This window comes from Meishania litoralis, assembly GCF_042611095.1.
Classification (GTDB): Bacteria; Bacteroidota; Bacteroidia; order Flavobacteriales; family Flavobacteriaceae; genus Meishania; species Meishania litoralis.
Map to the genome: position 1 here is coordinate 159,760 of NZ_JBHFPV010000002.1, position 12,705 is coordinate 172,464.

Annotated in this window: 14 protein-coding genes; 6 read left to right on the forward strand and 8 right to left on the reverse strand. The window is 40.9% G+C overall.

Annotated features, from left to right (window positions below; all coding sequences use genetic code 11):
* Positions 1-58 precede the first annotated feature (58 nt).
* From ACEZ3G_RS09715 to ACEZ3G_RS09725, 3 genes are all read left to right on the forward strand, one after another.
* On the forward strand, positions 59-1,165 hold the full coding sequence (locus tag ACEZ3G_RS09715) for a M14 family metallopeptidase (RefSeq protein WP_432425291.1): 1,107 nt from the start codon (positions 59-61) through the stop codon (positions 1,163-1,165).
* Between the two features lie 111 nt (positions 1,166-1,276).
* Positions 1,277-1,756, forward strand: coding sequence for an Lrp/AsnC family transcriptional regulator (locus ACEZ3G_RS09720; protein WP_432425292.1), 480 nt, complete (start codon positions 1,277-1,279; stop codon positions 1,754-1,756).
* Positions 1,757-1,813: 57 nt separating this feature from the next.
* Entirely contained in the window at positions 1,814-2,335 is a 522-nt protein-coding gene (locus tag ACEZ3G_RS09725; protein WP_432425293.1) for a DinB family protein, read from the forward strand.
* On the opposite strand, the gene ACEZ3G_RS09730 is transcribed toward ACEZ3G_RS09725, so the two are convergent.
* Positions 2,332-2,679, reverse strand: a complete 348-nt coding sequence (locus ACEZ3G_RS09730) for a hypothetical protein (RefSeq protein WP_432425294.1) — start codon at positions 2,677-2,679, stop codon at positions 2,332-2,334. The two genes, ACEZ3G_RS09725 and ACEZ3G_RS09730, sit on opposite strands and share 4 nt — an antisense overlap.
* Positions 2,680-2,841: 162 nt before the next feature.
* Positions 2,842-3,921, reverse strand: coding sequence for a 3-dehydroquinate synthase (gene aroB / locus ACEZ3G_RS09735; protein WP_432425295.1), 1,080 nt, complete (start codon positions 3,919-3,921; stop codon positions 2,842-2,844).
* Between the two features lie 113 nt (positions 3,922-4,034).
* On the opposite strand from aroB, the gene ACEZ3G_RS09740 reads away from it, so the two are divergent.
* Positions 4,035-5,201 carry a proline dehydrogenase family protein gene (locus ACEZ3G_RS09740; RefSeq protein ID WP_432425296.1) on the forward strand — a complete coding sequence of 389 codons (1,167 nt, stop codon included), beginning with the start codon at positions 4,035-4,037 and terminating at the stop codon, positions 5,199-5,201.
* A gap of 38 nt (positions 5,202-5,239) precedes the next feature.
* Here ACEZ3G_RS09740 and ACEZ3G_RS09745 read toward each other — a convergent pair whose 3' ends face one another.
* The 6 genes from ACEZ3G_RS09745 to porX all read right to left on the reverse strand — a co-directional run bounded on the left by ACEZ3G_RS09745 (position 5,240) and on the right by porX (position 10,289).
* Positions 5,240-5,620, reverse strand: coding sequence for a DUF4258 domain-containing protein (locus ACEZ3G_RS09745; RefSeq protein ID WP_432425297.1), 381 nt, complete (start codon positions 5,618-5,620; stop codon positions 5,240-5,242).
* An 8-nt stretch (positions 5,621-5,628) separates the two neighbouring features.
* Positions 5,629-6,828: an alanine dehydrogenase gene (locus ACEZ3G_RS09750; RefSeq protein ID WP_432425298.1), complete on the reverse strand. Its 1,200-nt coding sequence runs from the start codon at positions 6,826-6,828 to the stop codon at positions 5,629-5,631.
* A 93-nt stretch (positions 6,829-6,921) separates the two neighbouring features.
* Positions 6,922-7,590, reverse strand: a complete 669-nt coding sequence (locus tag ACEZ3G_RS09755) for a hypothetical protein (RefSeq protein WP_432425299.1) — start codon at positions 7,588-7,590, stop codon at positions 6,922-6,924.
* Between the two features lie 196 nt (positions 7,591-7,786).
* A complete protein-coding gene (locus ACEZ3G_RS09760; RefSeq protein WP_432425300.1) occupies positions 7,787-7,924 on the reverse strand; it encodes a hypothetical protein in 138 nt (45 codons plus the stop codon).
* 307 nt (positions 7,925-8,231) lie between these two features.
* Positions 8,232-8,651 (reverse strand): tRNA (adenosine(37)-N6)-threonylcarbamoyltransferase complex ATPase subunit type 1 TsaE, encoded by a 420-nt coding sequence (gene tsaE / locus ACEZ3G_RS09765; RefSeq protein ID WP_432425301.1) that lies wholly within the window; start codon positions 8,649-8,651, stop codon positions 8,232-8,234.
* 93 nt (positions 8,652-8,744) lie between these two features.
* Positions 8,745-10,289: a T9SS response regulator signal transducer PorX gene (gene porX / locus ACEZ3G_RS09770; protein WP_432425302.1), complete on the reverse strand. Its 1,545-nt coding sequence runs from the start codon at positions 10,287-10,289 to the stop codon at positions 8,745-8,747.
* A gap of 144 nt (positions 10,290-10,433) precedes the next feature.
* Between porX and ACEZ3G_RS09775 the strand changes: the two genes are divergently transcribed.
* Together ACEZ3G_RS09775 and lpxD are read left to right on the forward strand one after the other, a co-directional pair.
* A complete protein-coding gene (locus ACEZ3G_RS09775; RefSeq protein WP_432425303.1) occupies positions 10,434-11,663 on the forward strand; it encodes an HD domain-containing protein in 1,230 nt (409 codons plus the stop codon).
* A 23-nt stretch (positions 11,664-11,686) separates the two neighbouring features.
* Positions 11,687-12,703 (forward strand): UDP-3-O-(3-hydroxymyristoyl)glucosamine N-acyltransferase, encoded by a 1,017-nt coding sequence (gene lpxD / locus ACEZ3G_RS09780; RefSeq protein ID WP_432425304.1) that lies wholly within the window; start codon positions 11,687-11,689, stop codon positions 12,701-12,703.
* The last annotated feature ends 2 nt before the right edge of the window (positions 12,704-12,705 follow it).

Sequence of the window (12,705 nt, forward strand, 5' to 3'; positions counted from 1 at the left end):
CATGTTTACAAATGTAATTTATATTGCATGTATTTTTACGCTCTAGTATTAAATGCTTATGATCATATCAGATGAGACTTATATCTCTATTAAGGAGAATTCGCTAACCGGAAGATATATAACGCATGGGCAGATTTCGGGGTTTCTAGAGAATACCGCTTTCAATATCGAAACGATCGGTAGGTCTGTTGAACAAAGAACTATTCAAGCGATAATTTTGGGTACGGGGCCACAAAAGGTTTTGATGTGGTCGCAAATGCATGGTAATGAATCGACCACTACCAAAGCGGTTGTCGATCTGATCAATTATTTTGCCAACGACACACAACAGGGAGAATATTTGCTCGACAATTGTACGATCAAGATCATACCTATGCTGAATCCTGATGGCGCCGAGGCCTACACGCGTGTCAATGCCAATGGTGTAGACCTCAACCGTGATGCACAAAAAAGAACGCAGCCCGAAAGCCAGGTGCTTCGAGAGGTATATCATGATTTTTTGCCAAACTATTGTTTCAACCTTCATGACCAACGCACGATTTACAATGTCGGTGAAACCGATAAACCCGCCACGGTCTCGTTTCTGTCGCCTGCTTTTAATGATAATCGTGACCTATCACCTGCCAGATTGAAAAGTATGGCCCTGATCCATGCCATGAATGAAGAGCTTCAAAAAATAATACCCGGCCAGGTAGGGCGCTACGATGATGCTTTCAACGCCAACTGTGTCGGTGATACTTTTCAAATTCTGGAAACACCAACCGTACTTTTTGAGGCAGGACATTACCAAGGGGACTATCAACGCGAAGAAACGCGCAAGTTTGTTTTTTTCGCCATGCTAAAGGCGCTATATACCATAGCAAATGGGCTTTTCAAAGACTTTAACAGGGAGCTTTATTTTCAAATACCCGAGAACAACAAAAGATTCTGCGATATTCTGATCTACAATGCCCATGTGGTCGATTCTAAACGTCAAAAAGACGAAACGCTTGGCATACTTTATCATGAGGAATTGGCAAATGGCAAGATCAGCTTTAATCCCAAAATCGATTTACAAGGAAATCTAAAGCACTTTTTCGGGCATCGGGAATATGACTGTGCTGACGAGCAAAGTTTGAACGCATTGAAAAAAGATACCCGGATAATGGAACTGATATTTAGGTAACAATGCACTTCTTTGGCATATTGGAACGAAATATTACATTTTCGTTAAAAAAAATCAAGTTTGAATGAATTTAATTCTTCAATTCCTTATTTTTGCTAAAATTTTGTGAATATGGCCAAAGTTAAGTTAGACGAAATAGATCATCAGATTCTTGATTTATTGATAGATAATACGCGAACTCCCTTTACCGATATTGCTAAAAAATTGCTTATTTCGGCCGGAACGGTACACGTTCGGGTAAAAAAGATGGAGGATGCCGGAATAATAAAAGGGTCGTCACTGACACTTGATTATGTAAAATTGGGGTATGCCTTTATCGCCTATGTCGGTATTTTTTTAGAAAAGACCCACCAAACAAAGTTTGTCTTGGAACGGTTGGATCAAATACCCAATGTTACTGTGGCCCATATAACAACGGGCAAATTCAACATCTTTTGCAAAATACGTGCTAGGGATACCAATCATGCGAAAAACATTATTTTCAAGATCGACGACATTGATGGAATAAGTCGTACCGAAACCATGATTTCATTGGAAGAAAGCATCAATGATAAAAAAAGATTGATGCATACGATTTTTAACGAAATATAGCACTAAAGATTTATCGTCGAATTCTGACCATGTTCCGTAACCGGAACTTTTTTAGCTATGAGAACCACCGACATAATACTTCCCTTACCAGAACCATTCTATAAAAAGTATATTGATACATTGGGTGATGTCGAATTGATGGACATGCTCAGGAGGCAGATGAACAACTTCCCAAAGTTCATTGAAAGCATCCCGGATGATCAAATGGACTATTCGTACGGCGAAGGCAAATGGACAATTACCGAAGTGCTATTGCACATAATCGATTCTGAACGTGTTTTTCAGTATCGGGCCCTGCGTTTTTGTCGTGGGGACAAAACACCATTGCCAGGTTTCGAACAAGACCTTTATGTTGCCGGTCTTAATACAAAAAGATATACCAAAGAAAGTATAATCGAAGAATACAAAACGGTTCGCAGATCTACGATTGCACTTTTTGCTAATCTCGATAGAAGTAAGCTTGAGCTAAAAGGGTTGGCCAGTGATCTGGAATGGAGCGTTGCTGCATTGGGTTTTGTAATATGTGGCCATCAGCGCTATCACAGAAATGTTATAAGGGAAAGATACCTGAAGGCTTAGTCAAAGTCGAACTCGTCTTCGGTATCAGAATCGATGCCCTTTTCCAGCTCCATACCATTTGAATCAACTTCTTCAAGCACTGGGTCCGCGTCGACCTCCTCGTCGATTTCCAGTTCTTTTTCAATGTTGTCTTCGAAGTTCGAAATAAAGTTCGCCAAACTTTTGCTGATTTTGACAAGGTACATGACATCGTCCGTCCTTAACTCTACGGCTTCTACAATTTCACCGCTAAGGTTCTTGAACGATATGATATCGTCATCTCCGTACCCGTCGGGGTAGGTCTCGATCAGTAATGCGGCCAACTGGTGGTCCAACTTTTTGTAATCTACAATTTTACGTAACATAAGTAGGTCGTTTGGCTTGTTGGTTAGACAAAGCGGTTAATCACATCTTCAGTTTAATCGTTTTGAACAGTTATACCGATAACGAAAACTTTCAACCAATCTATATATTTTTCAGATTGGTTCGCGCAAAGAGTTGTCAAATGTAGATTTTAGTATATGAAGTTATTGTTCCGCGTAGTAAGCAAAGGCTTCCACTAGTAAATTCTCAGGAACACGGACATCGATCTTAGGAGATCCGATGGTTTCAAGAAGTACGAAGTTGATATTGCCATGGCTGTTTTTCTTGTCAAATTTTAAAAGGGATAGAATTTGCTTGATGTCATCGTTCAAAAATTCTACTTTGCCATACCGACCTACGAACGACGTCGTGATTTCGGTCAATTCATTTTCAGGAAGCCCTGTTAGTTTATAAGAAAGATATGCTTCCATTACCATGCCTATGGCAATGGCTTCGCCATGCAGCAAGAGTTCGTGCGATTCACTATCCAAAAAATACGACTCGATAGCATGTCCCAATGTATGGCCGAAGTTCAAGACTTTTCTAAGGTTCAGTTCGGTCGGATCTTTCATGACCACATGGTTTTTGATCTGAACCGATTTATGGATCGACTCGTCCAAACCATTGAAATCGGAAACCTTATTAAGTATTTTCCAATATTGGGGATCCAGTATTAATCCATGTTTCAGCATTTCGGCAAAGCCGCTCTGAAGCTGTCGTGGTTCAAGGGTCGAAAGAAAATCGGTCACTATAAGAACCATTTCAGGTTGGTTGATCACCCCGATCTGATTCTTTAAGGCACCAAGATCTACACCCGTTTTTCCTCCTACCGAAGCATCGACCATGGCCAAGAGAGTAGAGGGTATGTTGATGAATTTAATGCCCCTCTTGAAAGTGGAGGCCACAAAACCGCCCAAATCCGTTATTACCCCGCCCCCAAGGTTTATCAAAAGACTTTTACGATCGGCATCGAAATCAGAAAGCGTATTCCAAACGTTAAGACAAGTTGATATGTTCTTGTTGGCTTCGCCAGAAACTATCTCTATGATCTGCATTGATTTTGAACCGCTTACCGCTTGAAAGAATAGGGGTAGACAATGTCTTTTCGTATTCTCGTCCACCAGTATGAATATTTTTGAGTACGCGATCTTTTTCAAGTGCTCATTAAGTGCCTGAAAAGCAAGAGTGTTAAAATACACGGCGTATTCAGATGTGATAATCGAGTGCTTGTCGGTTCTTTGCATGGCTTTCATAAAACGGTTTATCCATCAGGATTATGACACAAAATAAAGGTTAATTTTTATCAAAAGAATACAATTAACGTCTTTATATTTGGGTCGCTAAAAAATCGACAAAAATGGACAGGATTTTTGAGGATACTGCAACGGCGTTCGCTTTGAAGACCGATTCTGAGTTGGAGCGTGCCTATTTTTTGTTCAAAATGATAGCGAACGAGCCCTTGGTGCGCATGGGTACCGCTGTGACCAATTTTGCCATTAAGGCGCACTTGCCCGTCGAAGGTCTGATTCGTGCGACCGTTTTTGACCATTTTTGCGGAGGGGTCAACGAAATTGACTGCCTTCCGGTAGTTGATAAGATGTGGGGAAAAGGAGTTTGTTCCATTTTGGATTATTCGGTCGAGGGAAAGGATACCGAAGACCCTTTGGACGATGCACTTCAGATGATCCTGAAAGTACTCACCTTTGTGAAAGAAAAAGAGGCCATTCCCTTTGCCGTTTTCAAACCAACCGGGTATGGTCGAATCGCTCTTTTCAAAAAAATAGGGGAAGGAAAAATACTCGATGCTTCGGAACAAGCGGAATGGGACCGGGTAGTGGCACGTTTCGACAAGACCTGTAAAAAAGCCTATGATTTGGACGTATCGTTGCTAATAGACGCCGAAGAAAGCTGGATGCAAGATGCCGCCGATACTTTGACCGAAGCTATGATGCAAAAGTACAACAAGAAGAAAACCATCGTGTTCAATACTCTGCAAATGTACCGGTGGGACCGTTTTGACTATCTCAAGGCCTTACATCAAAGAGCTAAGGAAGGCGGATTTAAAATCGGAATCAAAGCGGTTCGCGGGGCCTATATGGAAAAAGAGAATGAAAGGGCCGAGAAAAAAGGATATCCTTCCCCTATCTGTGCATCGAAAAAAGAAACCGATGAAAATTTTGATACTGCCGTCAGCTATATGATAGATAATCTTGACGATATATCACTTTTTGCGGGAACTCATAATGAAGAAAGTTGCTACAAATTAATGCAGCTCATGAAAGAGGCAGGAATTGCCAACTCAGACCCAAGAATCTGGTTCGGTCAACTCTATGGTATGAGCGATCATATATCGTTCAACCTGGCCGCAAAAAAATATAATGTGGCCAAGTACCTTCCGTTCGGCCCCGTGCGCGATGTGATGCCCTATCTGATAAGAAGGGCGGAAGAAAATACTTCGGTTGCCGGCCAGACAACACGAGAGCTATCCTTATTGAAAAAAGAACGCAAGCGACGGAAAATATAGTCGATACACAAAAGAATCCAGTGCCATTCTGCCAGGCTTTATTGATGCAGATCGACCGCCACGACTTTATCTTCGCAGTTCTTGACTTCGAGTACGGCAGGCCCGTTGTTGATTTCGCCCTCTATAAAGTAGAATTTACAAGGCTTTGATTTGGTATCGCTGCTTCCAAAATCTACATCCCCTTCAAGAAAAAAATGTGCTATATCGGTTGAATCTATTATTTTATCGGCGATCATATCAGAAATCCGATCTGAATATTCCAAAGGTTTCGACCTAATATCCTTTAATGTTCTACAATTGGGCAGATAGCAGAAAGAAACCCCGGTTTCTTCCGATTTTTTCTTGAAGAAGAATGCCAAAAAAACCATTCCTATAGAAAGCCCGAGAAGGTAAAATCCCAAACGCTTTAAAAAAGCCATTGTTTTGATTAAAATATGAGGAAATTAATATCGCTGTACTGCAAGTCGAACCATTCGCCGACCGATTTATTGGTCAAAATTCCGTGGTAAAGATACAGCCCATTTCGCAAACCCTTGTCGAACCGTAGTGAATTTTCGAGTCCACCATCCTCTCCGAGCTTCAATAGGTAGGGCGTAAAGATATTGCTGATAGAAATTGACGCTGTTTTCGGGTACCTTGATGGAATATTGGGTACGGCATAATGAATGACCCCGAATTTTTCGCGGGTAGGTTTGTCATGAGTGGTTATCTCGCTGGTCTCAAAACAGCCACCCGTATCGATACTGACATCGATGATCACGGCCCCTTTCTTCATATGCTCGACCATACTGCTGGAAACAACTACGGGCGCGCGGTCTTTTCCCCTAGTGGCTCCAATCGCGACATCACAACGTTTTAAAGCCTTTAGGAGGTTTTTGGGCTGGATCGTCGATGTATAAACGGTCTGTTTAAGATTGGTCTGAATGTTACGCAATTTGGTTATCGAATTATCGAACACCTTAATATTTCCGCCAAGGCCGAGGGCCGATCTTGCCGCAAATTCACCGACCGTACCGGCACCGATGATAACAACTTCAACGGGAGGCACCCCACTTATATTTCCGAACATAAGTCCATTGCCTTTGTTGGTCTTCGACATGATCTCCGAAGCAATGAGCACCGAGGATATTCCCGCAATTTCACTTAGTGACCGCACAGCAGGGTACTTACCGTCTTCATCACGAATATATTCGAACGCCACGGCCGTTATCCTTTTTTTTGCCAATTCCTCAAAATAGTTCTTTGACTGTGTTTTGATCTGCAATGCCGATATTATGGTGGTCTGGGGGTTCATGAGATCGATTTCGGCCAAAGTCGGCGGTTCGACTTTTAGAAGTAAGGGGCAACCAAAAACTTTTTTGGTGTCCTTGGTGATTTCGGCCCCGGCATCGGTGTATTCGATGTCTGAATAATGGGCACCTTCACCGGCCCCCGCCTCAATAAGTACACGGTGCCCGTGCGCCGTAATCGCGTTGACGGCGTCGGGGGTTAGACAAATACGCTTTTCCTGATATTGGTTTTCTTTTGGTATACCAATGAAAAGTTCACCTTTTTGTTTTAAGACCTCTAGGGTTTCTTCTTGTGGAAGCAATTGCTGCCTGCTAAATGGCGAAGTTGGTCGATCCATGTAATCAAAATAAAGTCAGGGACTGCAATAGCAGCAAGAAAATTAAAATTACACTTTTTTGATGAAACGAAGGGCTATAACATCAACTACTCTCTAGAATTTTAAGTGAAGATGATTCTGTACGTAGTGTTGAAATTGCTTGAAATACGATTCCAATTTTTTTGTTGACAATAAATAATCGATTCTTTCCGAAAATGATAGCTCGGTAAGATCAACGGGGTCTTCCTCAATGTCTTTATTTGCAGGGGATGAGTCGTTATCCTTATGTTTTTCCCTAAGCATTTCCAATTCGGCTTCCATGGCCTCTAAATCGATACCATGCACATGACGGTCGTATAATCTAATCCGAATCAAATAAACGAAGGGTATTACTACCATACAAACGGGTAAGAGCCAAAGCAAGTTGTCCGTGTCAACAATGTTGTCATCCGAATAGATTACCTCGAAAAGTTGAAAGGCATACATCGAAATAGGGATTAAAATAATGTGATACCACCAATGCTTACAGGTGAAAAACCACATTATCAACAGGTAGAAAGGAACTATTTTACTCAAAAGAAACCAACCATAGGTACTCAGGTCTGCAAAACCATTTCGATCGAACGTAAGGCCAAGAAATTCTATTGTTGCTTCTGGGTTGCCGGGAAGATATTGATGTAATTTAAAGACGAAAGGAGAAATAATAATTAGGAATATACCAATAGAATCAATCAGGAGCCTTCTTTTGGCCTTAGCACTTTTTTCTGACAATCTCTTCTTCATCGTACCTTGGAATTACATTATGGCATTAATTCTTGTAACGAAGAAAAGGGCAATTTATTGATTGCCCTAATTACTAAATACGTTAAAATCGATTAAGTGCAGTATTTAACCCACCATCTACAACTTAAATAAATCGTCAAGTTTCCTCTAACTATAAATGTTTGTTGCTTTAGGTGATACGCCTAACCCTCCAAACTTAATCCTTTTGAGATGGTATTTTGGTCTTATCTACGCCATTATCGTACAAATCGTCCTCGGCGGTATTTGGTGTACAAGAAGCGGCCAATAATGCAAAACTGGCCATCAAGGCGAATAAAATTTTTCTAGTGTTCATCTTTTTGGGGTTTTTAGTTTAGAATTCTTACAACTACTTGCTGCGAATGTAAGAATAAAAACTATTAAAATGTGTATTTCAACGGAAAAATTAAACATTTTGTCCCAAAAAAATGCATTTCATCGGAATTACGGGATAAAAGAGGGCATCTAAAAAAGTCAATTTAAACCTATTGTCAGGTTGATCTTGTCAAAACCCAAATTATTTACGGTCAATAAGTCAGAATAATTCGACAGGCTCAATATGACATTCGATCGTATTTTTTAGACCCTCTCTTTTTAAGGGATGTATTTAAGTATGGTCGAGTTCAAATGTTGGTGATATGAAGTTCACGAGTTACCTCGTCCAAAATTTCAATTTGGATCTCAGTCCTTTCGATCGGTAGAAAAGAGGGTATTTTTTCAGGCCACTCCATAAAGACCCAACAGTCTTGGGCCAAGTAATCTTCGAGCCCCAAATCCAAGGCCTCGGTTTCATCATTAAGGCGGTAAAAATCAAAATGGTACCCTAAAAGATTTCCTTCTTGAAAGTGATATTCATTGACAATGCCAAAGGTAGGGCTATTGGCCGTGTCGTGTCCCTCCAGTTGCTTGACCAATGCTTTGATCAATGTTGTCTTGCCCGCACCCATGGTGCCATAAAAACATAAAGTTTTTGAGGTAGCGGCATTTAATATTAGCTCGGCGGTTTCTTTTAATTGCCCGATGTTATAATGTTTTGACAGCACTACATTACGATTTCATTAATTCTACTTGCCGCAACAACGACAAAGAGTTCGAAGTAAATCTGTCGTTGAAGCATTGAATTGCTAATATACTTTTCATCTTGGTTCTAACACAATGTAGGGAATGATCATTTCCTCCAAAGATACGCCGCCATGCTGATAGGTGTTTCGGTAATAATTTACATAATGGTTATAGTTGTTCGGGTATGCAAAGAAAAGGTCATTTTTCGCAAAAATAAACGAACTGCTCATGTTTATGCTTGGTAAATGAATACGGCGCGGATCACGGGCCTCCAAAACATCCTTTTCTTCATAAGATAGGCTTCGACCTGTTTTGTAGCGCAGATTTAGACTGGTATCCTTGTCGCCGATGACCTTTGACGGTTGCTTTACATTGATGGTTCCATGGTCGGTCGTGATGATCAGTTTCATGCCCATTCCCTGGGCTTGCTGAATGATTTCCAATAGCGGGGAATTCTTGAACCAACTTTGGGTCAACGAACGATATGACTTGTCGTTGGATGCCAATTCTTTGATAACATCCATTTCGGTCTTTGAATGTGAAAGCATATCGACGAAATTATATACTATGGCGGTAAGGTCGTTGTCTTTTTGAGATCTAAAATTTTGTGACAACTGTCTTCCCTGTTTCAGACTGCTGATTTTATGATATTCCCACTTTATATCAAGTCCTAATCGTTTGATCTGTTCATTGAGAAATTTGTTCTCAAAAAGATTTTTTCCACCCTCATCGGTATCATTTTTCCACCATTGCGGATATTTTTTTTCCATATCCAATGGCATCAATCCCGAAAAAATCGCGTTGCGCGCATATTGGGTCGCGGTAGGTAAAATGCTGAAATACGATTTTTCTTTGGTCTTTTTGAAAAACGAACTTACCGTGTCTTCAAAAGCATACCATTGGTCGTAGCGTAAGTTATCGATCACGACCAAAAGGGTAGGCCTGTCCTTGATTTCCGGTACAATCCACTCTTTGAACAAGGTGTGTGACATTACGGGGCCATCATGATTAACGAACCAATCGGCATAATTTTTTTCGACGAATTTTCCGAATTGGTTATTGGCCTCGACCTTTTGCGATTCCAATATTTCGAACATGCCCTTATCTTCGATTTCTTCAAGCTGCAACTCCCAATAAATCAGTTTTTTATAGAGGTCGATCCATTCTTCGACACTATTGACCATTGAAAGGTCCATGGCAATTTTTCTAAATTCTTGTTGGTAATTGGCCGTAGTTCTTTCGGATACCAATCGCGAGTGGTCCAAGTTTTTTTTGAGTGATAAAAGTATTTGATTGGGATTCACTGGTTTAATTAGATAATCGGCAATTTTTGAGCCAATGGCTTCTTCCATTATAAACTCTTCCTCACTTTTTGTGATCATGACAACGGGTATCGAAGAATCGATGATCTTGATTTCGTTCAAGGTCTCCAATCCCGATATGCCGGGCATGTTCTCATCCAAAAAAACAATGTCGATGCGCTGGTTCTCCAATTCTTCAAGGGCTTCCTGTCCACTTTTACAGGTAATTACTTTGTAGTTTTTTCCTTCTAGGAACAAGATGTGGGGTTTTAGCAAATCGATTTCATCGTCGACCCAGAGAATGGTTATTTCATTCATTTTTTTGCAAGGGTTATCGGGTTATGAAGTTGACAATATTATCACATGATACTTTGCTAAATCGTCAAACTCGCAATTTTGCAAATTCGATAGTCATGCTTTTGGTTAACTTTGCCTTATGAATTAAGCAAATCGAAAACCGTTTTGACAACCTCAAAGAAGCTTAAAATTTTCAATGATCCAATTTACGGATTTATTAGAATTCCCAGCCCCCTTATTTTCGACCTGATTGAACATCCGTACTTTCAGAGACTTCGCCGCATATCACAAATGGGGCTTTCGTATTTGGTTTACCCAGGTGCCCATCATACCCGTTTTCACCACGCCTTGGGCAGTATGCATTTAATGGGCCAATCGATACAAGTACTTCGTTTTAAAGGTGTTGCAATTACTGATGAGGAGGAGGCCGGCCTCTTATGTGCGATACTTATGCATGATATCGGGCATGGCCCCTTTTCACATGCTATGGAACATAGTCTGGTGGAAAATATCTCGCACGAGCAGATTTCATTACTTTTTATGGAGCAACTGAACCGTGAGTTTAACGGAAGTTTAACGCTCGCCATTGAAATATTCAAAGGTCGTCACCCAAAAAAATTCCTGAACCATTTAGTATCGAGTCAACTGGATATGGACCGTCTCGACTATCTAAAGCGGGACAGTTTCTACACCGGTGTGGCCGAGGGTAATATCAATGCCGAGCGTTTGATTACCATGCTGAACGTGATCGACGGCAATCTTGTGGTGGAGGAAAAAGGCATTTACTCGGTCGAAAAGTTTTTAATGGCCAGACGTTTCATGTATTGGCAGGTTTATTTGCATAAAACAGGTTTGGTCGCAGAACAGTTGCTCATACTTATTTTGAAAAGGGTAAAAGGGTTGGTGTCGAATGGAGTGGTGGTAAACTGCGACAGCACGCTCTACTACTTTATATCGAAACGAATAAACCAAGAAAACTTTGATAAAGAGGTATTGGTCAGATTTGCGCAAATGGATGATATTGACCTATTGGCAGCCGTCAAGCAGTGGCAAGACCATCCTGATTTTGTACTGTCCAGATTGTGTCAAATGGTCATTAACCGCAGGTTGCTGAACATCAAATTAAAAAACCGGCCGATTGACAAAGCTAAGTTAGATGAACATTTTCAAGCGTTCAAATTACGGCACCGCCTAACCGATGAAGAGACCTCATATTTCGTTTTTTCGGGCATCATTGAAAATCAAGCTTACGATCGTGATAGGCAGAACATCAATATTTTGAAAAAGAATGGAAAATTGGTCGATGTGGCCAAGGCATCCGATCAATTGAACTTGAAAGCGCTCTCTAAAAAAGTGATCAAATATTATATGTGTTACCCCAAGGAATCTGTATAACTATTTTTCTTACTTTTGTGCCCATGGTGTTTACAGCTGGTCAGATTGCGGGTATTCTGGAGGGTGAAATCGAAGGAAATCCAGAGATAGCCGTTCATAAACTCGCTAAAATCGAGGAAGGTGAAAAAGGCTCACTTACTTTTCTGGCCAATCCCAAATACACTTCGTACATCTATACCACCAAAGCTTCGATCACCATTGTCAATAAAGATTTTATTCCAGAACATGGCCTTGAGACAACGCTCATAAAAGTTGATGACGCCTATGAATCGTTCTCAAAATTATTGGAGTATTACAATCAAGTCAAAAATACGAAGGTCGGCCTGGAAAACCCGGTATATATCTCTGAATCGACCACTTACGGAGAGGATTTTTACTTGGGCGCCTTTGCTTACTTGGGCAATAATGTCAGCATTGGTAATGGCGTGAAAATCTATCCGAACGTATATGTCGGTGACAATGTCAATATTGGCGACAATGTAGTGATTTTGGCAGGTGCCAAGATCAATTCAGAAACAATAATAGGCAATAATTGCATTATTCACAGTGGTGCAATTATTGGGGCGGACGGATTCGGGTTTTCGCCGAACAAGAACGGATCGTTCAAAAAAGTGCCCCAAACAGGTAATGTGGTACTTGAAGATGACGTAGATGTGGGTGCCGGAACTACAATAGACAGGGCGACTTTAGGCTCTACAATATTGCGAAAAGGGGTAAAGCTTGACAACCAGATTCAGATTGCCCACAATGTTGAAATCGGGGAACATACGGTCATTGCGGCCCAAACCGGAATCGCAGGATCCACCAAAATCGGAAAGCATTGTATGATCGGTGGACAGGTGGGAATTGTGGGCCACATTACAATAGGAGACCATGTAAAGATACAGGCACAGTCAGGTATCGGTAGAAATGTCAAGAACGGTGAAGTACTGCAGGGGTCTCCCGCTATAAATTACGGCGATTATAACAAATCATACGTCCATTTTAAAAATCTACCAAAAATTGTGAATGCTATTAACCAAATTGAAAAAAAGGATTGACG